This is a genomic window from Streptomyces sp. WAC 06738 (genome assembly GCF_003945505.1).
In the GTDB taxonomy this organism is placed as follows: domain Bacteria; phylum Actinomycetota; class Actinomycetes; order Streptomycetales; family Streptomycetaceae; genus Streptomyces.
This window is the reverse complement of record NZ_CP029618.1, coordinates 1-23669: the sequence shown is the minus strand read 5'-3', so window position 1 is coordinate 23669 and position 23669 is coordinate 1. Positions and strand designations below refer to the sequence as shown.

The window sequence follows — 23669 nt, the reverse complement described above, 5'->3', positions numbered from 1 at the left end:
GCTCAGAACAGGAAGTAGCGCTGGGCCATCGGCAGCTCCGCCGCCGGGGCGGGCTCGACCACGTCGCCGTCGATGGTCACGGTGAAGCTGTCGGCGTCGACCCGTACGTCCGGGGTCGCGTCGTTCAGCCGCATGTCCGCCTTGGTCAGCGATCGCGTGGAGCGGGCCGCGACCATCGGCTTGCCCAGCCCGAGGCGGTCGCGGAGGTGACCGTCCAGCGCGAGCGGGGAGACGAAGGAGACGGAGTTGGCGTGCGGGGCGCGGCCGGCGGCGCCGTACATGGGGCGCGGCAGGACCGGCTGCGGGGTGGGGATGGAGGCGTTGGCGTCGCCCATCTGCGCGTACGCGATCTGGCCGCCCTTGATCACCAGATGCGGCTTGACGCCGAAGAACGCCGGGTCCCACAGGACGAGATCGGCGAGCTTGCCGGGCTCGACGGAGCCGATCTCGTGGTCGACGCCGTTGGCGACGGCGGGGTTGACCGTGTACTTCGCGACGTACCTGCGCGCCCGCAGGTTGTCGGCGCGGCCGTCGCCGGGCAGTGCACCGCGCCGCTTCTTCATCACGTGTGCCGTCTGCCAGGTGCGCAGCACCACCTCGCCGATGCGGCCCATGGCCTGGGAGTCGGAGGAGATGACGGAGATGGCGCCGAGGTCGTGCAGGACGTCCTCCGCGGCGATCGTCGTGGGCCGGATGCGGGACTCGGCGAAAGCCAGGTCCTCGGGCACGGCGGGGTTCAGGTGGTGGCAGACCATCAGCATGTCGAGGTGCTCCTCGACGGTGTTGACGGTGTGCGGGCGGGTCGGGTTGGTGGAGCTGGGCAGGACGTGGGGGGTGGAGACGACGGTGATGATGTCGGGGGCGTGGCCTCCGCCGGCGCCCTCGGCGTGGTAGGCGTGGACGGTGCGGCCGGCGAGGGCGGCGAGGGTGTCGCCGACGAAGCCGGCCTCGTTGAGGGTGTCGCTGTGGAGGGCGAGCTGCGCGCCGGTCTCCTCGCAGACGGCGAGGCAGGCGTCGATGACGGCGGGGGTGGCCCCCCAGTCCTCGTGGATCTTGAAGCCGAGGGCACCGCCGCGCAGTTGGCTGCGCATTGCCTCGCTGGAGACGGTGCTGCCCTTGCCCAGCAGGCCGACGTTGACGGGGACGCCGTCCATGGCCTCCAGCATCCGGGCCAGGTGCCACGGCCCCGGGGTGACGGTGGTGGCCTTGCTGCCCTCGGCGGGTCCCGTACCGCCGCCGATGAGGGTGGTGACGCCCGAGGCGAGCGCCTCGTCGGCGAGCTGGGGGCAGATGAAGTGGACGTGGGCGTCGACGGCGCCCGCGGTGAGGATCTTGCCGTTGCCCGCGACGACTTCGGTCTCCGGGCCGATGACCAGCTCGGGGTGCACGCCGTCCATGGTGTCGGGGTTGCCCGCCTTGCCGAGCGCCGTGACGCGCCCGTCGCGGACGCCGACGTCGGCCTTGACGATGCCCCAGTGGTCGAGAACGACGGCGCCCGTGATCACGGTGTCGGGGGTGCCGTCGGCGCGGGCGGCGCGGGAGACGCCCATGGACTCACGGATGACCTTGCCGCCGCCGAAGACCGCCTCGTCGCCCGCGCGCCCCGGGCCACCGGAGCGGTCCTCCTCGATCTCGATCAGCAGGTCGGTGTCGGCGAGCCGGATGCGGTCGCCGGTGGTCGGCCCGAAGAGGTCGGCGTACGCGGCCCGGGACAGCTCAGCCATCGAGCGCCCCGCCCGTCTCGCCGCGCAGCCCCGGCACCACGCGCCGGCCGTCGATCGGGACCAGCGCGACCTCCACGGGCACGCCCGGCTCGAAGCGCACGGAGGTGCCCGCGGCGATGCCGAGGCGCCTGCCGCGGGCGACGGCGCGGTCGAACTCAAGTCCCGGGTTGGCCTCGGCGAAGTGATAGTGGGAGCCGACCTGGACCGGCCGGTCGGCGGCGTTGAGCACGGTGAGCAGGACGACGTCCGCGCCCTCGTTGAGGCGGACGGCCCCGTCGCCGTAGCGGATCTCTCCCGGAATCATCACGGCGGTCCTCCCGTCAGGCGATGGGGTCGTGGACGGTGACGAGCTTGGTGCCGTCCGGAAAGGTCGCCTCCACCTGCACGTCGCGCAGCATCTCGGGGATGCCGTCCATGACGTCGTCGCGGGTGAGGACCTTGCGGCCTGAGGCCATCAGGTCGGCGACGCTGCGGCCGTCGCGGGCGCCTTCCAGTACGTGGGAGGTGATGAGCGCGACCGCCTCCGGATGGTTGAGCCGCAGGCCGCGCGTCCGGCGCTTCTCGGCGACGTCCGCGGCCACATGGATGAGCAGCCGCTCCTGCTCCCGGGGGGTCAGTCGCACACGTCCCACCTGCCTTCGGCTCGGCTCCCTCCGGGGCCGTCCCGGCCCGGAGTCCGGCCACGCTAGCCCGCGCTCTTTTCAGGCGCGTTACACGGACCGCCGCCACCGATGCCGGGCCGCCGGGCCAACACCCTCTCTGCCGTGGTCCCTTGCTCACCGACGCCGCCGGCCGAGGTGGCCTGAGCGGACATCATCGGATTCCATGAATCGTGTCAGCATATATTGACGCGCGATTTCAAGCGAAATACGGTGCCGCTACACCCATGGATTGAATCGTTTCAACGAGGGATGGGGCACTCATGAGACTTCGGAGAAGAAGACCCGGGCCCTGGCGCGCCGTCACGGTTGTGGCCGCGGTGCTCGCGTCGGTCGCCGCCCTCACCGCGCCGGCCGCCGGGACCACGGACGAGCAGGGAGTGTCCCGCGCGCCCGAGCGGCCGTCGGCGCCGACCGGGCTGCGGACGAACTCGCTGCCGGCTCCCACGGACGTGGACGCCGCGGGGACGGTCGAGTTCGGCTGGCAGTCGGCGCTGCGCCGGCAGGGCGCGTACAAGATCGAGGTGACGCGCGTCGGCACGGACCGCCCCGTGTGGGCGACCGGAAAGGTCGCATCCGCGCAGTCGTCGGCGGTGCGCTACGCCGGCCCCGCGCTCCGGGCGGGGGAGCGGTACCGGTGGCGCGTGCAGGTCTGGGATGGTGACCACCGGCCCTCCGGGTGGTCCGAGTCCGCCTCGTTCGGCACAGGTCCCGGCGCCGACTGGGGAAATTCGGCGCCCGTGTGGCCCCGCCCGCCCGCTGGTGAGAAGTGGACCGACTACCGCGTCGACCTGACGCTCACGGTCACCCGCACCGCGCTCGGCGTGCGCTTCCGGTCGCCGGACAAAAGGAACGGCTACATGTGGCAGTTCCGGGCGGCCGGCGCCGCCAACCCCAACACCCTGGTGCCGCACATCCAGACCGACGGCACGTTCCGTGCCGGCGCCCCGGTGCCGCTCGGGGCGGAGCTGAAGACCGGCACCGAGCACCGGGTCAGCATCGAAGCCGTCGGCTCCACCCTCACCACCTCCCTCGACGGCCGCGTCGTGGACCGCCGTACCGACACCACCTACACCGAGGGGGTCATCGGCTTCCGCAACGGCGGCAGCGAGACGGGCGTCGTGGACGACGTCCGCGTCACCGACCTGACCGGCGACGGCGACGAGCTGTACCGCAACGACTTCGACGACCCCGCGGCCGGCTTCCCCTGCGGGACCGTCCAGGACGGGGCGCTCAGCCTCGGAACCGGTGTCGACTGCCTCAACGTCAACCTCGCCAACGACTGGGCCCTTTTCCGGAACGACTTCTCGCTCGCGCCGGGCAAGAAGGTCGCCTGGGCCACCGTCTTCGCCACCGGCTCCGCGTTCTCCAGCGCCAAGCAGTACGTGTACAAGATGTACCTGGACGGAGAGTTCGTCGGGCTCGGGCCGACGAGCCCGACCGGCGACGAGGTCCGCTACGACGGCTTCGACCTCACGGACCGGCTCCGCGAACGCGGCCCGCACACCCTCTCGGCGATCGCCTACGCCACCAAGGACCGGCGCTTCCAGGCCCACGTGATCGTGCGCTACACCGACGGCACCACCCAGACCCTCGGCACGGGAGCCGGCTGGCAGGCCAGGACCGGAAGCGACATCTGGACGTCGACGGAGAGCATCGGCACGAACTACTGGTACGCCCCAAGGGAAGACGTCGCCATGGCCGCGTTCCCGGACGGGTTCAAGAAGCCGGGCTTCACCGGCCGGGGCTGGACCGCCCCCGAGGTCAAGGAGCCGTTCGAGAAGCTCGCCCCCACACCGTTCGCGAAGGTCGAGGAGCAGACGCACGCCCCCGAGGAGATCGTCGATCTCGGCGGCGGCGACTACTTCGTCGACTTCGGCCGCACCTGGATGGGCGGCGTCCGGCTCACCCTGGACGGCCGCCAGGACCAGCAAGTCCGGCTGCGATTCGGTGAGGAACTGTCGGCTCCGCACACCGCCCGCTACCGGATGCGCACCGGCAACACGTACGAAGACGTGCTCACCCTCCGAGACGGCCGGCAGACCGTCGACACCTGGGGCATGCGAGTCTTCCGCTACCTGAACATCGTCGACTCACCCGTCCCGATCACGAAGGAGAACCTGAGCGCGCTCGCCATGGTCTACCCCTTCGACCGCGACGCGGCCGAGCTGACGTCCTCCGACCCCGATCTCGTCAGCGTCTGGCAGTTCACCAAGGACACCATCGAGACCGCCAACCAGAACTTCTTCACCGACTCCTGGACTCGCGAACGCACCAACTACGAGGCCGACGCCTACATCCAGCTTCTGTCCAACCTCCACCTCACCGAGGACCCGACACTCAGCCAGTACTCCATGGACTACTTCGAGGAGAACCGCACCTGGCCGACCGAATGGCCGATGTACGTGATCAGCGCCGTGTACGACACCTGGCAACGCACCGGATCCACCGCCCAGATCGAGCGCGCCTACGACACGCTCAAGCCGAAACTGCTCGACGAGGACTACGACCCGGCCACCGGCACCATCGTCCAGCGCGACGCCATCGTCGACTGGCCCGACAGCCAGCGCGACGGATACCGGTTCACCGACCAGAACACCGTCCTCAACGCCCTCGCGTACAGCAACTACCGGCAGATGGAGACCATCGCCCGCGAACTCGGCCACACGAGCGACGCCGAGGAATTCCGGGCGAAGGCCCGGACGATCCGCGACGCCCTGAACACCAGGTTCTACGACCCGGAGCAGGGCGCCTACGACGACGGACTGGACAGGGACGACGTCCCGACCGGCCACCACGCGGTGCACGCGAGCGTCTTCCCGTCGGCGTTCGGCGTCCCGGACGACGCCGAACAGCGCGGCGCAGTCGCGGACTACATCGCCTCCCGCGGCATGGCCTGCAGTGTCTACTGCTCCGGGTTCCTGCTGGAGGCCCTGTACGACGCCGGCCACGGTCAGGACGCGCTCGACCTGCTCACCTCCACCGGCACAAACGGCTGGCTGCACATGCTCGACATCGGCGCCGGCGCCACCGGCGAAGCCTGGGACCCCGGCCAGAAGAGCAACATGACCTGGTCGCACCCCTGGGCGACGGCTCCCGCCTACGTCATCCCACGCGACATGTACGGCATCGAACCCACCTCGCCGGGCTACGCGACCTTCCAGGTCAAGCCCCAGACAGGCGACCAACGCTTCGGCTCCGTCACGCTGCCGACCGTCAAGGGCACAATCGCGGTCTCCTTCCACCGGTCCGGCGACCGGCAGGACCTCGGCGTCCGGGTGCCCGGCAACACCACCGGGACGGTCAGCGTGCCCGTACCCGAGGGCCACGAAGGAGCGGTGGTGTTCGTCGACGGCAGACCCGTCCGGGGCGAACGCGACGGCGACCGCATCGCCGTCCGGGTGGACGCCGGCTGCCACGTCCTCAGCACCTCTTGGGCAGTGAGCGTAGGCAATGACGACCGGCTGACAGGCATCTGCCGAGAAGGGAACTGAAGCGCTGCCGCGCGGGAGCCGGCGACCCGGCCGGCTCCCGCGCAGCGCCCGACATCGAGGCCGTTTGCCGCGCTCGTGCGCAGTTCTTCGCCGACCCCGACTCGCTTCGGGCCAGGAACCGGACGACGGAGGTGGCGCGGTGCTGGGCGGGCCGGTCGCCAAGGGGCCGGGGACGCGCCGCTGGCGGGCCCGGGCCTCCTAGGATCGGTGGACCGGAACAACGATGGGGGTGGGCGCGGGATGAAGCGTACGACGGGGGCACTGCTGGGACTGGCCATCGGGGATGCCATGGGCTTCCCCACCGAGTTCAACACCCTCGCCCAGATCGAGGCGAAGTTCGGAGAGTGGCGTACGCTCCCGCTGCCGGTCTCCTCGGGCACGGCGTACGTCACCGACGACACGCAGATGACGCTCGCCCTCGGCGAGGCGCTGCACACGGCACTGGCCGACGGCCCGCTGACCGCCGAGCGCATGGAACCACCGGTCCGGGAACACTTCCTGAGCTGGTACCACTCGCCGGAGAACAACCGGGCCCCCGGGGGCACCTGCCTGCGCGCCTGCGAGGCGCTGGAGCGGGGCGGTCCCTGGCAGCGGGCCAGCGAGGTGGGGTCCAAGGGCTGCGGGGCGAACATGCGGGTCGCACCGCTCGGCCTGATCCCGGGGCTGAGCGCCGAACAGCGCTCCGGCGCGGCCCAGTTGCAGTCCGGCCTCACCCACGGGCACCCCACCGCGCTGGCAGCCAGCGACCTGACCGCGCACACCGTCCACCTGCTGGCCCAGGGCACGGCCCCGCAAGAACTGCTGCCGCTGCTGCGCGCCTACGCGGAGGCGAACCGGGCGCTGTACCGGGCCGACTGGCTGGGCGACCTGGCCGAGCACGCCCAGGATCCGGACCGTATCTCCTTCATCTCCCGCGGCTGGCAGGAGTGCCTGGCCGTCCTCGACCGGGTCGAGGCCGCGCTGCCGGACGCCGATCCGGACGCCGACCCCTGCCTGGCCACCGGCGAGGGCTGGATCGCCGAGGAGGCGTTCGCCACCGCGCTGTTCTGCTTCCTCCAGCACCCCGACGACCCGCCGGCCGCCGTGCGCCGCGGCGCCTACTCCGGCGGAGACTCCGACTCGATTGCCGCGCTGGCCGGGGCGTTCGCCGGCGCGTACCACGGGGCGGCGGCCTGGCCACCGGAATGGGTCGAGGTCATCGAGTACCGCGAGCGCCTGCTGGCGCTCGGCGCGGCCTGGGACCAGTAGGGCCGCTTCACCGAGTACGCCATCACCGCCTGATTAGACAGGCAACTCACCGAGAGGTGACGGGCCGAGCAACTGCTTCGCGACGCACCTGCGGCAGCCGGGGCCAACGGCGTCCGGGCCCGGCGTGCCCCCTGGCCGAACGAGCGACCTGGGGAGCGCCGAGCCCGGAAGGGCGACGTCGAAGAAACCGTGCCGGTCGAGCCGGCCGCCCGCTCAGCGGCCGTTGCCCCGGCGACGGCGGAAGAGCAGGAAGACCAGCGCCAGCACCGTGCCACCGACGACGGTCGCCGCCGGCACCGGGCGCTTCTTGCCCGTACGGGCCGCCCGCTCGGCCGCATGCCCGGCACGCCCCGCGGCGTGGCGCACCCGGTCCGGCGTCTTGTCGTCGACGACCCGTTTGACGTCCGCGACCCCCTTCTCGGCCCGGTGTTTCACGCCCGTCCTGGCGACCAACTCCTCGACACCGTCACCCAGTCGGCCACGAGCCGTCTCCACCTGCTCGCGCAACTTGCCCTGCGTGCTTGCCATGATGAATCGTCCTCTCCCTGATCCGTTCGAAACGCTCGCTCGTCGGCCCCCCGGCACCGTGTGCGGCAACGGACCCGCAGTGCGGATGAGGGTCGCTCCCTCGCCGGTGAGCTAGTCCGATGGCATAAGCGTCGTCGGCTTGTCCGTCATCGAGGGGCGGGTACCACGCCTCGGCGGGTGTGAACACCGGTGGCCGTGCGCCGCTATTCGTAGTAGCGATGCCGCTCCTCGACGACCGCCTCGGTGGGAGGCGCGACCGCGCGGCGGCGGCGCTGCACGCTGGAGATGACGACAAGGCCGACGAAGCCGGCGAGCATCATGATCCAGCCCATCACCTGGACATCCAGACCGTTGACGTTCCAGTCGGTGGCGAAGGCGAGAATGCCGCCCGCGGCCATCAGAAGAATGCTTCCGCCAAGTCCCATGAGGCTGACCTCCGTTCATGGCGATGAGTGCGTTGCTGCCGCGTCCGGGTACCCCAAGGACGGCGAGACACGCACCCTGCGGCGGCGTCAACCGGCCGCGTGACTCAGGTGAGGCGCAATGGTCGCCGTAGAGCAGGCTGGTTGTCACCAATGCCACGAGCTACTCGCCACCCCGACGAATCATCACCTATGGGATGCTTTAACCCGGTATGCACGGCGCGTGGATGCGGGCCTGAACATCCTGGGTACTCTGTGCGCTCTCCCGGTTCCCGAGAGTGACGGAAATGATGAGCACACCGCACATTCGCCAGGTGACCGCGGGGTCCCCTGTCCCTCGGCCGGGCGGATGACTGGCGGCGAAGGAGGTCAGGGTGTTGCTTCTCATCTCCCCGGACGGTGTCGAGGAGGCTCTCGATTGCGCGAAAGCGGCGGAGCATCTCGACATCGTCGACGTCAAGAAGCCTGACGAGGGCTCTCTCGGCGCGAACTTCCCCTGGGTCATCAGGGAGATCCGCGACGCGGTCCCGGCGGACAAGCCGGTCTCCGCGACCGTGGGGGATGTTCCGTACAAGCCCGGCACGGTGGCCCAGGCTGCGCTCGGCGCGGTGGTGTCGGGGGCCACGTACATCAAGGTCGGCCTCTACGGATGCACCACGCCTGATCAGGGCATCGAGGTCATGCGCGCGGTCGTCCGGGCGGTGAAGGACCACCGCCCGGATGCGCTGGTCGTCGCGTCGGGCTACGCCGACGCCCACCGGATCGGCTGCGTCAATCCGCTCGCCGTGCCCGATATCGCCGTCCGCTCCGGCGCGGACGCCGCCATGCTCGATACCGCCGTCAAGGACGGGACGCGGTTGTTCGACCACGTGCCGCCGGATGTGTGTGCTGAGTTCGTCCGGCTGGCCCATGCGTCCGGTCGGCTCGCGGCCCTCGCGGGCAGTGTCACACAGGCCGACCTCGGTTCGCTGACCCGCATCGGTACGGACATCGTGGGCGTGCGGGGAGCGGTCTGTGAGGGCGGTGACCGCAATGCCGGAAGGATCCAGCCGCATCTGGTGGCCGCTTTCCGGGCGGAGATGGACCGGCACGCCGCCGAGCACACCGTCGGCGTCTCCTCCGTGAACTGAGGGCCGCCATGCCGACCTCTGAGGCCGATCGCGTCCCCGGACGCCTGGGCATACGTTTCCCCGTCGTCGACCCGGCCACCGGGGAGGCTTTCGACGAAGCTCCCGATCAGCAGCCGGACGAGCTGGATGGTGTGGTTGACCGGGCTTACGGGGCTTGGCGTGGTTGGCGGGCGGATCCGGCGGCGCGTACTGCTGCGTTGCGTGTGGCGGCCGGTGCGGTGGAGGCGGCCGGTGATGACCTCGCGCGGTTGCTCACCAGGGAGCAGGGCAAGCCGCTGGCCGAGTCGTGTGCGGAGGTCGCCCGTACGGCCGCCCGCCTGCGTTACTTCGCCGACCTCGCCCCCAGAACCCGGCGGATCGTCGATGGCCGGCCGGTGCGCAGTGAGGTCCGCTGGCGTCCGCTCGGGCCGGTGGCTGCGATCGTGCCGTGGAACTTCCCCCTCCAACTCGCGGCGGCGAAGTTCGCTCCCGCGCTCGCGGCGGGCAACACCGTGGTCCTCAAACCGTCCCCGTTCACCCCCTTGGCCACCCGGCTGCTCGGCTCCGTCCTTGCCGCGGCTCTGCCCGAGGACGTCCTGACCGTCGTCACCGGCCGCGAACCCCTTGGTGCCCGTCTCGCCTCCCATCCAGGTATCCGCCACGTCACCTTCACCGGTTCGGTCTCCACCGGGCGGGCCGTCGCCGAAGCGGCGGGGGCCTCGCTCGCCCGGGTCACGTTGGAGCTGGGCGGCAATGACGCTGCCGTGCTGCTGGACGATGTCGACGTGGACCGGATCGCGGACCGGTTGTTCTGGGCGGCGTTTCGTAACTGCGGGCAGGTCTGTATGGCGGTCAAACGCGTCTACGCCCCGGCCCGGTTGCACGCCGAGGTCGTCGAAGCCCTCGCCCATCGCGCGAAGACCGTCACCGTCGGGGCCGGCCTCGACCCGGACACCCGGCTGGGCCCGGTGAGCAACGCCCCGCAGTTGGCCCGGATCGAGCAGATCACCCAGCATGCTCTTGCGGACGGTGCACGGGCGGCGGCGGGCGGCCACCGGCTGGACGGGCCGGGCTACTTCTTCGCTCCCACGGTCCTCACCGACGTGCCGCCCGGCGCTCCGGTGGTGACCGGGGAGCAGTTCGGACCGGTGCTGCCGGTGCTTCCGTACCGGAAACTCGACGAGGCCGTCGACGCGGCCAACGGCACCGGCTTCGGGCTGGGTGGCTCCGTGTGGGGGACCGATCTCGACCGGGCCGAGGCGGTGGCCGAGCGGCTCGAATGCGGCACGGCCTGGGTGAACCATCATGCCGAGTTGTCCCTCGCCCAGCCCTTCGCGGGTGTCAAGGACAGCGGGGTCGGCGTCGCGGGTGGGTTGTGGGGGCTGTATGGCAACCTCCGGCCGTTCGTCGTCCACCGCCCGCAGGAGGGGTGAGGGTGAGGTTCCGGGCAGCGGTATTGCGCTCGTACGAGGGCCCGTTCACGGTCGAGGAGGTGGTTTTGCGGGCGGAGCCCGCGGCCGGCGAGATCCTGGTCGAGATCGCGGGTACCGGGATGTGCCGGACCGATCTAGCGGTCCGGCAATCCGCCGGCCGCAGCCCGGTGCCGGCGGTCCTCGGCCATGAGGGTGCCGGGGTCGTGGTGCGGGCGGGGGGCGGCCCGGGCGCGGCGATCGGTGTCGGGGACCATGTCGTGCTGAGTTTCGACTCCTGCGGACGCTGCCGGATGTGCCTCGGTGCGGCCCCCGCCTACTGCGATTCCTTCGCTTCCCTCAATCTCTTCGGCGGGCGCCAGGAGGAGCCGCCGCGGCTCACCGACGCGGCCGGCAAAGCACTGGCACCCCGGTGGTTCGGCCAGTCCTCGTTCGCCGAGTACGCCCTGGTTGCGGCTCGTAACGCCGTACGGGTCGACCCCGCGCTACCGCTCGAACTGCTCGGGCCCCTCGGCTGCGGTGCCCTCACCGGCGCGGGCGCCGTACTGAACACCTTCGGCGCCGGTCCGGGCGAGACCCTTGTGGTCCTGGGCGCGGGAGCGGTGGGTCTGACCGCGGTGATGGCGGCCACCGCCGCGGGCGTACTGACCGTGGCTGTCGACGGGCATCCTGACAGGCTCGCTTCGGCCGAGCGGTTCGGCGCGACCCCGCTGCCTGCCGCCTCGCCGGACCTGGCCGGACGGATCCGGCGGTTGACCGGCGGTGGCGCCCAGTACGCGCTGGACACCACGGCCTCACCCCCGCTCATCAACAAGGCGCTGTACGCCCTGCGTCCCACCGGCACCCTCGGCCTGGTGGCGCGCCTCCACACCCCGCTGGCGCTCGAACCGGGCACGCTCGAGGGCGGCCGCAGCATTCGTCATATCTGCGAGGGGGACGCCGTACCCGCAGTGCTGATACCCCGGCTGATCGGACTGTGGCAGGCCGGACGCTTCCCCTTCGACCAACTGATCCGCACCTACCCGCTGGCCGGCATCAACGAGGCCGAACGCGACTGCGACGCGGGCCGTGTGGTCAAGCCCGTCCTGCTCCCGGAGAGGACAGACCGGTGAGCGAGGCACATCCGGGCAGTGAGCATCCCTCACCCCCGCACTTCCGTCGATGGAGGAAGCATGGCAGGAATGACGCCCGAGCACATGGACGTGGAAGGCGTGGCCGGAGGTGTGGGCCTGACGGCCCTCCTGGTCGCCGCGGCACGGGCTATCGAGACTCACCGCCGCGACAGTTTGGCGCGGGATGTGTATGCGGAGCACTTCGTCCGCGCAGCTCCTGCCTGTGCGAACTGGCCGGTGCGTATCGAGCAGGCCCGGGACGGGGATGCCAGCCCGTTGTGGGGGCGGTTCGCGCGTTATTTCGGTTTGCGGACGAGGGTGTTTGATGATTTTCTCCTCCGCTCGGTCGGTGCGGGTGCCCGCCAAGTGGTTCTGCTGGGAGCGGGGCTGGACACCCGCGCCTTCCGGCTGGATCTGCCGTCCGACTGCGTCGTCTTCGAGATCGACAGGGCCGGCGTGCTGGCCTTCAAGCAGCGGGTGCTCACGGCCCTGTCGGCTGCCCCGAAGGTGAAGCGCGTCCCCGTACCGGTTGACTTGCGCGAGGGCTGGGCCGGTGCGTTGACGGCCGCCGGCTTCGACCCGGCCGCACGGAGTGTTTGGCTGGCTGAGGGGCTTCTTTTCTACTTGCCGGGTCCTGCCGAGTCGTACCTCATCGGCACGGTGGACGGGCTGGCCGTGGCAGGCAGTGCTCTGGCCTTCGAGGCGAAGCTGGAAAAGGACCTTGAGGCCTATCGTGGTAGTGCGATCTATACGGCGACGCGAGAAGAGATCGGCATCGATCTGCTGGACCTTTTCGACAAGGGGCCGCGCCCCGACTCGGCGGGCGTTCTGGTGGCCAGGGGCTGGTCCGCTTCGATGCACACGCCGTTCGATTTCACCCGCCGGCACCGGCGCGGCCCTCTTCCCGAGCCCAACGACGCGCTGGAGGGAAACCGGTGGGTGTTCGCGCGCAAGCCGTAGGGTCTGTCTTCTGTCTCTCGTCTGCGGCGCGCGGCTGGCATGCACGCTTGCTGCGTTGTCGGGGGTCGGCCGGATAGGCCCGCTATGCGGTCGATCCTCCGCCCTGCGATCGCGCGGACCAGCCGCCGCGCCGCCCGCCTGCGGGCGAACGACACGAGACCGAAGACAGACCCCGCCATGACGCCTGCACCGCTCACGATGACCTCCGCAGGGGGCCTGAGGCCGGCGCTCTGCCCTCAGCCCCCATACGGCGGCACGTGTCCTGGTGGAAGGCGGCAGTACGGTGATGTCGTGGCGGTGTCGCCGGCGGCCGGGAGGCCGCTGGCGGGTTGTGTCAGCCGGCGCGGGCGGCTACCAGTTGGTCGCCGGGGATCCCGGCCATGTCGGGCGTGTAGTAGTCCTTGATGCCGTCTGCCCAGGTGGCTACGGTGATGCGGTCTTCGGTGTCCGGGTCGAAGGCGTCGAAGAGGGCGTGGATGTTCGTCTCTTGGAAGCCGATCGCTGTCATCAGTGAGACGAAGAGGGGCCGCTGGATCAGGCCGTCCCTGTCGGGGTCGCCGAGCGCGGAGAGGGCTGCGGCGAACTCGGCGACCGTGGGACCGAAACGCTCGGGGTCGAGCACGAACGGACGGAACTCGTCCAGGGTGATCACGCCGTCGTCGTTGGTGTCCAGTTCTGTGGCGAGTGTGGTCCAGTAGCGGCGGAACGCGGCGCGGATGGCGGCTTTGGCGTCGTCGTCGGAGGCGGCTGCCGCCTGCAGAACACGGCCGGTCATGAGGTCGAAGTCGTGGGAGTCGATGACTCCGTTGCCGTTGGTGTCGAAGAGGGAGAAGACCAGCTCGACCCGTTTGGCGGCCTCATCTCGCATGTTCATCACCTGTCTTGTGCGGCCTGACGGTTTCGGGCCTGGGCCGATGGGGTCCTTCGGCTCAGCCGAGTGGGGGACCCCGGCGTGTGTAAGGGCCATGAGCCATGGAACCGTCTTGAGGAGCCGCTGGCTCTCGATCTTCGCATCTGGTGCCAGAAGGGCTGTTGAATGAGCGTATGTGACAAGTCGGTTGCCTCGCGTGAGGCAACCGGACCGCTTCGCTCGATCCCATTCGCCAGCTCATGAGCCCCGCTGCTGACAACCCTCCGCTCTTCGGCTCACCGCTCCGCCCGCTTCCTCGCCCTTCCGTACCCGGCGTGGTCGCCGACGCTGTCGCCCAGTTGCACCACGCCGCCGGCGCTCCACGGCTTCCGCGCCCCCGGACCGGGCCGTCGTCCTGCATCCCCGGCCCCACATGCGCCGGCCCCACATGCGCCGGCCCCGCCTTCCCCGGGCCCCGCCTTCGCCGGCGCTGTGTTCGCCGCGGGCGCCGGCGTCGTCGTCGACGGCCTGCTCCTCGACTTCGAGAGCCCCCGACACACCGGCACCCTCTGCCTGGTCGGCGCCTGGCGGCTCTCCGGCGAGCTGCTCCTCGATGCCGCCGGCCGCTGGGACCATGCGATCGCTGCCGTGGTGTCAGGCCCGGGTCCGGTGGGGTTTTGCGCCGACCGCCTGCTGTGCCGAGCCTGGATGACCTGTCGGTTTTCTCTGTTTGCCTTCGGGGGTGAAGGTCAGCGATCGGCTGAACGAGTTGCTGCCGAATCGCGCCGCGAGGAGCAGTGGTTGCTCATGTTCGGGTGGCCACGGCTTGGTCCCTGGTTCGCTGCCGTTCCACAGGTGGAAGGCCACGATGGGCTGCTGGGGATCCTGTGTGAGGTAGCTGAGCGTTTTCCCGTACGGGGGATTGTTTCCTCCGGAGAGTACGGAGGGTGGGCCGAACTCGGCTGTCACGTCAGGCCAGGTGTGGTCAGCGGCGGCCCACTGCCGGACCCGGCGGGTGAGGGTCTTGTACTCCTGTCTGGTGAGGACGCGATCGGGCTTGAGCCAGCCGCGTCGGTGTACGAACTCCGCGTAGACCGAGGCGGTGTCGTTGCAGTCCGCCTGTGCGGGGAACAGGTCGTGGAGGGCCCCGGCGATTCCGGTGGGGGTCCACAGTCCGCGGTTCTCCCAGTCCTGCTGCAGTTCAGCCCACGCCTCGGGCTCGCGCTCCATGAACAGCAGGTGATCGATGAGGATTCGAAGAGCTGTCTCGCCGCCGTGCATCCCTGGCCGGCGAAGGGCAAGGTTCAGCTGATCAGCCAGATGAGCGTGGATCTCTTCTGCAGCGGCCAGCCGGGTAGGAAGCGTCACGTGCACAGTCTTCCGTACGGTGATCACCACGGAGCGCGCATTTGCGGATATTCCGGTGCTCCGCCCCGGGCGTCCGTGGTCGGGCGGCTGTGGTGCCGGGGATCAGGCTCCGTAGGGCCGCGCGGCCGACTCCGGGTCCCGCTGTTCGGGCGGGTCGAGCGGCCCGGCGCGATCCGGGTTCGCCGGTTCGGGATCAGCGCGGGGAGGAAAGCGTGCGCCCGGTCCCGCCGGCCGGTGCCGGTCACCGGCCTCGGCTGAGGTACTCACTGCCTCGCCAGTGCGGTGCCGTACGCCCTGGTGACTGCCCGGGTGACTGCGATGCCCCTGCTCTGCCCGATCGTCACGGCATCGCCGCAGGTCGCCCCGTGGCATCACCGCGATTTCCCTCCTGGCGGCCTTGCTCGCACCTGAGGCCGGGTGATGGCGGGGAGGGGGGCGAGGGCAGCGCATGGCCGCGGGGGAGGGTGCGGCCGCGCCCTGGGGCCTCGCCGCGGGCCGGGTGCGTGGAAGGGGTGCGCGGACCGCGCACCGGGGGGTGTATCGCTCGTCGGCGCGCCGGCCGGTGCGCGGGCGGGTGCAGGAGGCTTGCGCGGAGGGCGGGTTGCACCGCAGGTGAGGTCACCTGTGCGGGCGGTCCCGTGCCGCCGGCACCTCTTGCCCGCGCGGGGGAAGAGGTGTGTGCCTGGCCGGCCGGATGGTCAGGCGCCGGTGATCCGTTTGTTCGCGGATCAGTTGAAGAGGGCGGAGCGGAGTTTGAGCCGGTCGCTGGCCTGGCCGCCGGGGCGGAGGCTGTAGTAGTCGCCGTCGCAGTCGGGGCCCGTGAACATGGTGACGGTGCTGCCGGTGAAGTTCCGGGGCGCGAATGCCGGCTCGGTGGTGTCGGGGTCAGCCGCCTCGGGCAGCGTGACGCAGACCCGGCTGTCAGGGTCGACGAGCACGCCCGGGGCCTGGTTGCCGAGGTCGTCGTAGTAGGTGTAGCGGAACTCGCCCACGGCTGCGCCTGCCGGACTCGGTAGTACGGCGACCAGGGCGAGCGAGGCTGCAGCTGCAACGGCCATCTGACGGAAGCGAATGGACATTCGACACCTTTCATGCTGCAAGGAAGAGATCGCGGATACCGACGCGGAGACCATAAAGGCTGCACCACCTGGCGAAACGTTCCACCCAGGCGCCACCAGGAGGCGCCAGGTTGACGTCTCCCGGCGCACGCCGCAGGAGCTGTCCGGGAACCGCTACCGCGACCGCCCCCCGGAACGGATACGCAAAGCTCGACTTCAGGCCCCACCCCATTCGCGGGTCGTTCTGCGACGGTTGTTAATCGGCGGAAGCAGAAGCGGGCGGTGGCGATTTGACCCGGGGCGGTTTGAGGCACCTCCGGGATAATTTTTCCGTTCCGGAGGCGTTTCGTGTTTACGGCGGAATTCCGTGCGGGGTGTCCAGGATGTTTGGCGCGACAGCGGGTATCCGGCCGGGACGGCTGATGGCATGTCAGGCCAGGGGCGCGGGCGGGCCTTCGCGGCGGGGTCCCGGACGCGGTGCCGCGCGCCTGCCCGCCGTACGGCGAGGGCCAGGCCCGCGCGGCTGCGTACCGTTGTCTACGCGCGTGTCAGGCCCGCTCCGAGCCCCGAGGCCCCGGAGCGGCACCGCGACGCCGAACAGCCGCGCCCACGGGCCGCAGAAGCCCGCCACCACGCCTCCACCGGTCCCGCCGGGCCCAGGTAGCCATCATCGAGGACGCGACAGCCCGTCTGCGACCCGCTGAGGGGGCGCAGCAGGCGCGCACGGGCGAGGGGCCGTCGGGTGCACGGGCCGGTGCGCCGAGGGCGTCAGGTGGCGGTGTGGGGGTCGGGGGCGGCCTTCGCGCTCGTGCGCGGCTGCCTGTTCGTCGAGCTTCAGTGCTCCAGCGAGGGCCGTGTGCTTCCGGCAGCATGACCGCGGTGCAGATCGCGACGGCATGGCGCAGTCCGGCGGCGCCAGGTCCTCCAGCGCGCGGGTGGGTCCCGTTTCTCCCGCAGCGACGCGGCGTACGACCGTGGTCGTCGCGAACTCGGTCTCCGGCGGCGCCAGGGCCGCCAGCATGTTGAGGTTCCCCACCGTCATGGAGGGCTCCCCGAGGTCCTCGAAGAGCGCGTCGTGATCCAGGACCAGCCACGCCAGGAGGTCCTTCATCTGGCCGGTGTCCAGGCCGGTGAGGCAGGCGCCGATGTGGGCGGTGTCCCGGGCGAGACAGGCACGAGTCAGATCGGCTGCCCGCCATAGCGTCTCGATCAGCCGCACATTGCCCGCATACGCCATGCCCCTCTTGTACCGGAGCGGCAGGGGGCCGCACGGCGGTTCCGCGTTCGGGTTGACCACGGCGGGCGGCGTACCCCTTCAGGGCCGGCTCGGGTGCCGCCCCCCCGCGGCACGGTGCCGCGCCGAGGGGCGGGACGGTCTTGCCCCTGGGCGCCTGTATCCGGTCAGGGATGGTGTCGCTCGGCGCGGCAGTCGCCTGATCAGAATTCGTCGTCGATGAACGGGGTCGGGGTGTCCTCACGGTCTCTGTGCAGGTCTTCCAGGCCCTTGACGGTGCCGGCACCGAAGAAGCGGTAGGGCTGGGTGCGGTGCCACCAGCCGTTGCCCCGTCCTTTCGCGATCCCCGCCCCTGCTCGGTGACGAGCATGTGGGCCGCTTGGCCCGCGGCGCTGAGCAGCAGGAGGCCCGAGATCAAGAGGGCGATGGTCAGCGCGCCGGGATCCGGCAGCGAGAGCGCGAAGCCCACGGCGAACCCGGCGCCGGGTATCAGGGAGAGCAGGAGGACCAGCAGCTCGCGCCGCTTGCGCACACGGGTGAGCTCAGCGCTCAAGATGCGCAGACCGACTGAGTTCCCGCAGGTGGCGCAGCGCAGCCACCCCGTGCGCACGCCGCTCTCCGGGCGGTCGACCAGCGTCTGCTGGATGCCGTAGGAGATCGTGGTGGACGTCATGCGGCTGTCGATACCCGTCGTGTGGATCAGCTTCACCCTGACCTGTGGCTCCACCCGCATGTCCGGCGAGCCTAGCCGCCAGCCCCGGGACCGGTCCCTGAAGCCGCGTGCGCCGCCCGCCGGCTACGGCCCCTTCCCGGACGGCCCCGAGGAGCCCGGCCAGTTCGTGCCGGAGCTGGAGGCCGTGCTGCGGGTCTACCTGGACCACCCCGCCTGGGCCGATGGGCGGCCGGGCCCCGTCGGTGGGGCCTGGCCGCCTTGAGCGCTACCGCTGTACCGGCACCACCGCGTTGCTCGGGTCCGATACCTGGCTCAGGCCCCGGCACTCTGCCGTGATCGGGTCGCAGTCCCAGGCGTAGCTGACCTGGACCGTGAACGACTCGGTGCCCCGCAGGTCCGTCAGCCGTTGGTACACGCACGGATACGGCTCCGGGCCGTTGTCCGCGCAGATCCGGAACTTGTACACCCACAGGTCGCCGGTCTGGTTCGGGGCGTACGGGTGGAAGCCGGCGCCGTCCGCCTGGACCCGGATCGCCGGAGTCGCCGACTGCGGGATGTCCGGCCCGGGCGAGGGCGGCGCGAAGCGCACCGTGACCACCCCGGATTCGTCCGGGGCGCAGGGCGCTTCACATCCCTCCACCGCCGCGTCCACCATGTGCATCGTCGGTGGCTTCGGGCGCTCGTCGGCTGCTGCCGCCGACCCTCCGGCCAGCACCACACCGAACGTCATCAGCACGGCCGCGGCCGCTTTCACCACGCGTGCACGCCTTCGCATACGGTCCTCCTTGCCGTCGATGAAACGCAAGCAGCGAGGCCCGTGCACCGGCCGTCGCACGGGCCTCGCACGCGCTTACGGCGGCACGCACCAGAACCGTTCAACGGCCGTGGAATCCGTTACACAGCAAGCCCTGTCAGGTCGTCAGGACCACCTTGCCGAAGAGGTCGCCGGCCGCCGTCTTCTCGAAGCCCTCCCTCGCCCGGTCCAGCGGCAGCACCGTGTCGATCACCGGCCGTACGCCCTTCGCCGCGCAGAAGTTCAGCTGCCCCGCCAGTTCCTCCTTGCTGCCCATCGTCGTGCCGACGACCTTCAGCTCCAGGAAGAAGATCCGCTGCAGCTCCACCGCCGGCGCGCGAGGGGGACAGCCGACATCGGCGGAACGCCCTCGCACTCCGCTGGCGACAACCGCCCCGCGACGCTGAACAGCCGTGCCCACGGCCGCAGAAGCCCGCCACCACGCCTTCACCGGCCCCGCCGGGCCCCCGGTTAGCCACCGAGGACGCGACAGCCCGTCTGCGACCCGCTGAGGGCCGCGGCAGGCGCGCACGAGCAGGGGGGCCGTCGGGGTGCACGGACCGGTGCGCCGAGGGGCGCGCAGACGGGTGCACGGACCGGCGTCGACGGGTGCGATGCGTTCGTGGACGTCGCCAGCCGCTACCTGACCACCCCATGAGGGAAGTAGCCGGCGCCCGCCGGAACCCCCTTGACAAGCTTGCTGACCTCGCACGATCCCGCCCCCTGTGCGGGGCCCGAAGCAACCTGACAGGCACCCCGAGAGGCAAGCCGAAGGGCCCCCTGAGAGGCCCTCTGAGGGGCAAGCCGAGGGGCGACCTCCGGGGGTGCCGGTCCGGGTACCGCTCCGGGTGCCTGCCAGACGGGTCCAGGGCCCGCTGCGCCTTGGCGCCGGTCACCCCGGCCTTGTTCTCTTCCCGCGCGGCGTCCGACTTGACTTCCCAGGAGAAGGCCAGATCACAGTAAGGTCAGCCGCTGCCGCACGGTCATCATCATCACCGGCTGCGGCGTGATGAATCCGGGCCCTGCATGCGCGCCTACACGTGCGCGTGCAGGGCCCTTCACTCGTTCATCTGGCGAGGCCCGGCCCGTGAACCGGACTTGCGCGGCTTGCCCCGCATCCCGGCATCATCACCACGGTGCCGCGTGTGCCGGCACCACTGCCGCGGGTCTGCCGCGCGGACTGCTGCGGGTATGAGCCGGTGCCAGCGTCAGCGCTAGCACATCCACCAGCACACCCGCGGCGCCCCCCCCGGGGGGGAAACAGACGCTGCTGACACACAGACAGACGTGTCACCGCCGCCCGGCCCCTTGACCACCGCCCCTGACCTGGAAGTCATCCGCCCGCCTCGGCGGACACCGCGAAACCAGCGGGGAAAGCCCCGGGGAAACCGGTGGGGACACCAGCAGCGAAACCGGACACCTTCGGGAAACCCGAGCTGCCGCCGGCGCTTTCACCGCGGCGCCGTGCAAGCCCTAGCGCAACCGCCCCGCGTGCAGGAAGGCGTTAAACGCGGGAAGCACTAGCAAGTTGAAGGCGCTGGTCTAGCACCCGGTCCCCGCGGCGGTGAACAAGACATCTCCCGGGGCCGGGCGGGGTGCCGCCAAGGCCGCTAGATCGCTAGATGCCTGGTCAACAGGGGTGTGCCTAGCAGTGGGGGCGCTAGGTCTTAGCACCCCCGCTAGCACCGCCCCGGCCGCGTGTCCTCACCGCACATCCAGCCCCATCCGGGGCTGGCCAGACCGGACTTGCGGAGCTAGCCCCCGACCTCAGCACTCTGAGCCAGCCCCGTCCCGGGAGGTAATCCACCCCTAGACCCGGGAGGGCACACACCGGGGGCCGCGCGCCCCGCCGCCTACACACCATCTGACCGAGGGGAAACCCGTGTCTCCGCTTGCCCAACTCGTCGTGCTGCTCCTGGTCCTCGTCGGGCTGCTCCTGGCCGCCGGCATCTTCTACGTCGTGCACCGCCACCCGGCGGTGTACCCCCCGCTCACGGCCGCGTGTGCGGTGGTGATGGTCGTGGTCGTGTTGGTCGGCGTGATCCTCGCCCCATGACCGGCAGGCCGCGCCCGTCCCGGGGGCGCCGGCGCCCGCGCCTCCCGGCCGTACGGGGGCGTTCGGGCGCCAGGGCCCCGGGGCGGCCGAAGTAGGGCCCGTCCTGGGCAGACGTCGACTGAGCTACCCACTGCCCTTGCCACTGGGGTGTCCTCTGCCCGTACGACTGCGGTGTCGACTGCGCTGGACACCCACCCGGGCTACCAGCGCATCATCGCAGGCCAGGCACCGTTGCTGATCGTGGTGACATCCGAACGTCCCTCCTGGCGGCCCTGCTCGCACCTGGCACCGGGTGATGGCGGGGAAGGGGCGAGAGCAGCGCAGGGCCGCGGCGGAGAGAGCGACCGCGGCCCCGGGTCCCGCCGCCGGCGGGGGTGCGTGGAGGGGTGCGGCGAAGGGTGCGCCGACCGGTGCGCGGACCGGTGCGCCGACGGGTGCAACCGGCCCGGACGGAGGGCCGGTTGCACCGCAGGTCGGACCAGCTGTGCAAGCGGCCCTGCGCCGCCGACACCTCTTCTCTGCTGAAGGGAAGAGGTGTGCGTCTGCCCTCGCCGGGCGCGGCGCGGGGCTCCGGCTGGGCCCGGGGCGTTGTCGGTGCCGGTGGCTATCGCGTGTAGTGGCCGCACCGCGTCGGCCTGACTCCGAGCCGTATCCCGCCCACGCCGGGGCGCGGCCTTCGAGGACAAGGGGCACTGCCTCACGCGCGTTCGCATCAGCTTGTCCACGGCTGGCTCTTCGTGGTGGTGATGCGTGGGGTCGTCACCGGGACCGGGAGAAGACCGTGACTGCCGACAAGCAGGCCAAGCGCGCCGCCCGCGCCCTCGCAGAGCGCGAGGGCATCTCGTACACCGCCGCCCGCCGCCGCCGTCGAGACGGCTGGCGGACGGGTGGCTGACTGGATGGTCGACATCGATGAGGACCGGCGGATCTACCTCACCCTCGGCAAGGACGACGACGACCTGGACGAGGACGAACGGCGCTGGATGCTGGGCTGGATCGACACCCACGGCTGGTTCAGCCTCCGAGAGCCGGCCCGCGGCGAAGCGCTGGGCGACCTCCTGGAAGACCTGCCCGTGCCGTACATGGCGCTGCCGGACGAGGTTGCCCAGGCGGGAGCCCACCTGTGGGGCGGCGCCAACAGCGACGAACCGCCGGGGCCGGAACGCCCCGCCTCCGGATGGGCACCGCCCGCGGACTACGACCCCGCCCCGGACGGCCCCGAAGAACCCGGCCACAGGACGCCGGAACTGGAGGCCGCGCTGCAGGCCTACCTGGACCACCCCGCCCACCTCGCCCACACCCGACGCGAGGCGCCCTGACGCAGCGGGGGGTAGGGGAATTCCCGGGTCGTTACTGCGGTCGCACTGTTCTCGCCCGGTACGCCGAGGCCGGTGACCGCACTCGGCACATGTGGCCCCCTCAGCTCTATTCGATAGGCACGGTGGGGTCGCCGACGGCGATGATCTCGTTGTCGGTGATGACCCGGATCGGCACGTCGGTGAAGTCGGTGATGGTCGCGTCCTGGTAGTCGTACTCGAACGCCGACGTCCCCGGGGGGTTGATCGCCAGGTCGAGGTGGTCCGGCGGCGGGATGTCCCCGACGTAGAGGAGGACTCGTGCGTCGGGGTCGTCGAAGCCCTCGTTGAACTGGCCGGTCATGCGGACCGTGGAGGTCTCGGTCTGGGTGAAGGTGACCCGGCCACCGAGCATGTCGGTGTAGGCGACGTCGACGATTGCCACGGAATCGCACTCCTCCGCCCGCGGGCTTCCCCTCTGGTCATCTCTCGTGAGCAGGGATCAGGTTCGGTGAGTGGTGGTATGCGGTGGCGTCCTCGGCGGCAGTCTGGCTGGAGATTCCCGCCCACTGCCCGTATCCGCCCTTGGCCCGCGCTGCTCTTCATCCCCGGGCCACGGCACTGGTCCCGGGTTGCGGGGTCATCCGTAGACGCCGACAGCGGTGAGGAAAAGGGTCATGGCGCCGCCGACGGTTCCTCCGCCGATCAGGATGGCCTGGCCGGTGCTGGAGCCGGCTAGGCCCGCGATGATCCCGGAGAGGCATCCGAGGTTCAGCGCGATGGATTGGGCCAGGAGCAGTGTCAGGAGCTGGATCATGGTCATGACGCACCACCGCTTCCCGGGGCTGTCGCCGCCCGATCCGTAGAGGCGTCTGTCCTCTGCCAGGAGCGGGCCGCTCGGCGTCGCGCGCGGCCGGAAGAGGCATATGCCTCTTCCGGGACGGGTGGGTGTGCACGCATGCTGGGGAGGTCCTTCCAGTAGTGACATGGCTGGATAGTGGCCGGCCCGCGTCGTGGCGGTTGGGAAGCTGTTCGCGGCGCGGGCCGTTGCTGTGCGCGCCAGAGTGAGTGCTCCAGCGGCGCCGTGCCCTATTCCAAACCCGCTGCAGTCACGACGGAAAGACGTGACAATTGAGCGACTTTGCAGGCCAGGCCGAATGTCAACAATTCCAGGATTGTTGCGGCAGGGTCCGGACGGCCGTTCGGGAGGGGCAGGCTGAGTGCAGGGTGACAGCGGGCCGCAGCTGGACGACGACGGGCGTGAACCAGGCATGCCCGGCACCAGCAAGCCCTCCACGCCGCCGGATCGCGCCTTCCGCCCGGAAGGCCGCCGCGGGGTACTGAGCAACGTGGAGTTGTTCGTCCGGGCTCAGCGCGAACCGGGGTGGCTGAACAGTCCGCACAACAAGATGCGCGACAAGGCCCTGGTGGCGGTAGAAACTCTGAGGGCGAGGTTCAAGCGTCCGCTGCTGGCGATGATCGTCTTGCTGGAGGACCGCATCCGGTCGGCGCACGGCACACGCCAGGGATTCATCGACCATCTGAAGAAGGCGGATCCCCAGCACTGCAGGCTTATCAACAAGCACGTGCTCAGCGCGCAGCTCGGAGGCCGCAGGGCCTCCGGCCCAGACGAACTGCTGGCGCGCCTGGTGGGTG

22 protein-coding genes and 1 pseudogene are annotated in these 23669 nt (G+C 70.8%); 10 read left to right on the top strand and 13 right to left on the bottom strand.

The window, feature by feature from the left end:
* Positions 1–2: 2 nt before the first annotated feature.
* From DMB38_RS00110 to DMB38_RS00100, 3 genes are read right to left on the bottom strand one after another with little or no spacing between them, the layout of a single operon-like run.
* Positions 3–1724, bottom strand: a complete 1722-nt coding sequence (locus DMB38_RS00110; RefSeq protein WP_125933402.1) for an urease subunit alpha — start codon at positions 1722–1724, stop codon at positions 3–5.
* Positions 1717–2028: an urease subunit beta gene (locus DMB38_RS00105; protein ID WP_125933401.1), complete on the bottom strand. Its 312-nt coding sequence runs from the start codon at positions 2026–2028 to the stop codon at positions 1717–1719. The genes DMB38_RS00110 and DMB38_RS00105 overlap by 8 nt, the downstream gene beginning before the upstream one ends.
* Before the next feature lie 16 nt (positions 2029–2044).
* On the bottom strand, positions 2045–2347 hold the full coding sequence (locus tag DMB38_RS00100; RefSeq protein ID WP_047014232.1) for an urease subunit gamma: 303 nt from the start codon (positions 2345–2347) through the stop codon (positions 2045–2047).
* A 299-nt stretch (positions 2348–2646) separates the two neighbouring features.
* On the opposite strand from DMB38_RS00100, the gene DMB38_RS00095 reads away from it, so the two are divergent.
* On the top strand, positions 2647–5877 hold the full coding sequence (locus tag DMB38_RS00095) for a family 78 glycoside hydrolase catalytic domain (RefSeq protein WP_240661852.1): 3231 nt from the start codon (positions 2647–2649) through the stop codon (positions 5875–5877).
* A 240-nt stretch (positions 5878–6117) separates the two neighbouring features.
* Positions 6118–7125, top strand: coding sequence for an ADP-ribosylglycohydrolase family protein (locus DMB38_RS00090; protein WP_125933400.1), 1008 nt, complete (start codon positions 6118–6120; stop codon positions 7123–7125).
* Positions 7126–7338: 213 nt separating this feature from the next.
* Here DMB38_RS00090 and DMB38_RS00085 read toward each other — a convergent pair whose 3' ends face one another.
* On the bottom strand, positions 7339–7653 hold the full coding sequence (locus tag DMB38_RS00085; protein WP_125933399.1) for a DUF3618 domain-containing protein: 315 nt from the start codon (positions 7651–7653) through the stop codon (positions 7339–7341).
* A 203-nt stretch (positions 7654–7856) separates the two neighbouring features.
* Positions 7857–8078 (bottom strand): DUF6458 family protein, encoded by a 222-nt coding sequence (locus DMB38_RS00080; protein WP_026276408.1) that lies wholly within the window; start codon positions 8076–8078, stop codon positions 7857–7859.
* 371 nt (positions 8079–8449) lie between these two features.
* Here DMB38_RS00080 and DMB38_RS00075 point away from each other — a divergent pair, with 371 nt between their 5' ends.
* From DMB38_RS00075 to DMB38_RS00060, 4 genes are read left to right on the top strand one after another with little or no spacing between them, the layout of a single operon-like run.
* On the top strand, positions 8450–9205 hold the full coding sequence (locus DMB38_RS00075; protein WP_125933398.1) for a (5-formylfuran-3-yl)methyl phosphate synthase: 756 nt from the start codon (positions 8450–8452) through the stop codon (positions 9203–9205).
* Positions 9206–9213: 8 nt separating this feature from the next.
* The gene (locus DMB38_RS00070; RefSeq protein ID WP_125933397.1) at positions 9214–10617 is read left to right on the top strand and encodes an aldehyde dehydrogenase family protein; all 1404 of its coding nucleotides are present in this window, start codon (positions 9214–9216) and stop codon (positions 10615–10617) included.
* A 2-nt stretch (positions 10618–10619) separates the two neighbouring features.
* Positions 10620–11726 carry an NAD(P)-dependent alcohol dehydrogenase gene (locus tag DMB38_RS00065; RefSeq protein WP_125933396.1) on the top strand — a complete coding sequence of 369 codons (1107 nt, stop codon included), beginning with the start codon at positions 10620–10622 and terminating at the stop codon, positions 11724–11726.
* A 60-nt stretch (positions 11727–11786) separates the two neighbouring features.
* Positions 11787–12686, top strand: a complete 900-nt coding sequence (locus DMB38_RS00060) for a class I SAM-dependent methyltransferase (RefSeq protein WP_125933395.1) — start codon at positions 11787–11789, stop codon at positions 12684–12686.
* Positions 12687–13020: 334 nt separating this feature from the next.
* On the opposite strand, the gene DMB38_RS00055 is transcribed toward DMB38_RS00060, so the two are convergent.
* From DMB38_RS00055 to DMB38_RS00040, 4 genes are all read right to left on the bottom strand, one after another.
* Positions 13021–13554 (bottom strand): EF-hand domain-containing protein, encoded by a 534-nt coding sequence (locus tag DMB38_RS00055; protein WP_125938712.1) that lies wholly within the window; start codon positions 13552–13554, stop codon positions 13021–13023.
* A gap of 636 nt (positions 13555–14190) precedes the next feature.
* Positions 14191–14934 (bottom strand): hypothetical protein, encoded by a 744-nt coding sequence (locus tag DMB38_RS00050; RefSeq protein WP_125933394.1) that lies wholly within the window; start codon positions 14932–14934, stop codon positions 14191–14193.
* A 698-nt stretch (positions 14935–15632) separates the two neighbouring features.
* The gene (locus DMB38_RS00045) at positions 15633–15962 is read right to left on the bottom strand and encodes a hypothetical protein (protein WP_240661850.1); all 330 of its coding nucleotides are present in this window, start codon (positions 15960–15962) and stop codon (positions 15633–15635) included.
* Positions 15963–16629: 667 nt separating this feature from the next.
* The gene (locus DMB38_RS00040) at positions 16630–17199 is read right to left on the bottom strand and encodes a hypothetical protein (RefSeq protein WP_125933393.1); all 570 of its coding nucleotides are present in this window, start codon (positions 17197–17199) and stop codon (positions 16630–16632) included.
* A gap of 659 nt (positions 17200–17858) precedes the next feature.
* Here DMB38_RS00040 and DMB38_RS00035 point away from each other — a divergent pair.
* The gene (locus tag DMB38_RS00035; RefSeq protein ID WP_125933392.1) at positions 17859–18131 is read left to right on the top strand and encodes a hypothetical protein; all 273 of its coding nucleotides are present in this window, start codon (positions 17859–17861) and stop codon (positions 18129–18131) included.
* 3 nt (positions 18132–18134) lie between these two features.
* On the opposite strand, the gene DMB38_RS00030 is transcribed toward DMB38_RS00035, so the two are convergent.
* Positions 18135–18644: a hypothetical protein gene (locus tag DMB38_RS00030; protein WP_125933391.1), complete on the bottom strand. Its 510-nt coding sequence runs from the start codon at positions 18642–18644 to the stop codon at positions 18135–18137.
* A gap of 136 nt (positions 18645–18780) precedes the next feature.
* Positions 18781–18987, bottom strand: a pseudogene (locus tag DMB38_RS00025) (zinc-binding dehydrogenase); the annotation flags it as partial.
* A gap of 1557 nt (positions 18988–20544) precedes the next feature.
* On the opposite strand from DMB38_RS00025, the gene DMB38_RS36000 reads away from it, so the two are divergent.
* The gene (locus DMB38_RS36000; RefSeq protein ID WP_164715897.1) at positions 20545–20718 is read left to right on the top strand and encodes a hypothetical protein; all 174 of its coding nucleotides are present in this window, start codon (positions 20545–20547) and stop codon (positions 20716–20718) included.
* Between the two features lie 899 nt (positions 20719–21617).
* The gene (locus tag DMB38_RS00020) at positions 21618–22037 is read left to right on the top strand and encodes a hypothetical protein (RefSeq protein WP_125933390.1); all 420 of its coding nucleotides are present in this window, start codon (positions 21618–21620) and stop codon (positions 22035–22037) included.
* Positions 22038–22143: 106 nt separating this feature from the next.
* Here DMB38_RS00020 and DMB38_RS00015 read toward each other — a convergent pair whose 3' ends face one another.
* Both DMB38_RS00015 and DMB38_RS00010 read right to left on the bottom strand, forming a co-directional pair.
* The gene (locus DMB38_RS00015) at positions 22144–22458 is read right to left on the bottom strand and encodes a hypothetical protein (RefSeq protein WP_125933389.1); all 315 of its coding nucleotides are present in this window, start codon (positions 22456–22458) and stop codon (positions 22144–22146) included.
* A gap of 195 nt (positions 22459–22653) precedes the next feature.
* A complete protein-coding gene (locus tag DMB38_RS00010; RefSeq protein ID WP_125933388.1) occupies positions 22654–22836 on the bottom strand; it encodes a hypothetical protein in 183 nt (60 codons plus the stop codon).
* A 397-nt stretch (positions 22837–23233) separates the two neighbouring features.
* Here DMB38_RS00010 and DMB38_RS00005 point away from each other — a divergent pair.
* A partial coding sequence (locus DMB38_RS00005; RefSeq protein WP_164715896.1) for a hypothetical protein occupies positions 23234–23669 on the top strand: 436 nt, incomplete at its 3' end.

Bases quoted from the DNA above. Each gene is read 5' to 3' on its own strand.
- DMB38_RS00010 (WP_125933388.1), bottom strand. From the start codon at position 22,836: ATGACCATGATCCAGCTCCTGACACTGCTCCTGGCCCAATCCATCGCG.
- DMB38_RS00020 (WP_125933390.1), top strand. From the start codon at position 21,618: ATGGTCGACATCGATGAGGACCGGCGGATCTACCTCACCCTCGGCAAG.
- DMB38_RS00095 (WP_240661852.1), top strand. From the start codon at position 2,647: ATGAGACTTCGGAGAAGAAGACCCGGGCCCTGGCGCGCCGTCACGGTT.
- DMB38_RS00105 (WP_125933401.1), bottom strand. From the start codon at position 2,028: ATGATTCCGGGAGAGATCCGCTACGGCGACGGGGCCGTCCGCCTCAAC.
- DMB38_RS00080 (WP_026276408.1), bottom strand. From the start codon at position 8,078: ATGGGACTTGGCGGAAGCATTCTTCTGATGGCCGCGGGCGGCATTCTC.
- DMB38_RS00055 (WP_125938712.1), bottom strand. From the start codon at position 13,554: ATGCGAGATGAGGCCGCCAAACGGGTCGAGCTGGTCTTCTCCCTCTTC.
- DMB38_RS00040 (WP_125933393.1), bottom strand. From the start codon at position 17,199: ATGGCGTATGCGGGCAATGTGCGGCTGATCGAGACGCTATGGCGGGCA.
- DMB38_RS00060 (WP_125933395.1), top strand. From the start codon at position 11,787: ATGGCAGGAATGACGCCCGAGCACATGGACGTGGAAGGCGTGGCCGGA.
- DMB38_RS00090 (WP_125933400.1), top strand. From the start codon at position 6,118: ATGAAGCGTACGACGGGGGCACTGCTGGGACTGGCCATCGGGGATGCC.
- DMB38_RS00110 (WP_125933402.1), bottom strand. From the start codon at position 1,724: ATGGCTGAGCTGTCCCGGGCCGCGTACGCCGACCTCTTCGGGCCGACC.
- DMB38_RS00070 (WP_125933397.1), top strand. From the start codon at position 9,214: ATGCCGACCTCTGAGGCCGATCGCGTCCCCGGACGCCTGGGCATACGT.
- DMB38_RS00045 (WP_240661850.1), bottom strand. From the start codon at position 15,962: ATGGCCGTTGCAGCTGCAGCCTCGCTCGCCCTGGTCGCCGTACTACCG.
- DMB38_RS00085 (WP_125933399.1), bottom strand. From the start codon at position 7,653: ATGGCAAGCACGCAGGGCAAGTTGCGCGAGCAGGTGGAGACGGCTCGT.
- DMB38_RS00030 (WP_125933391.1), bottom strand. From the start codon at position 18,644: ATGCGAAGGCGTGCACGCGTGGTGAAAGCGGCCGCGGCCGTGCTGATG.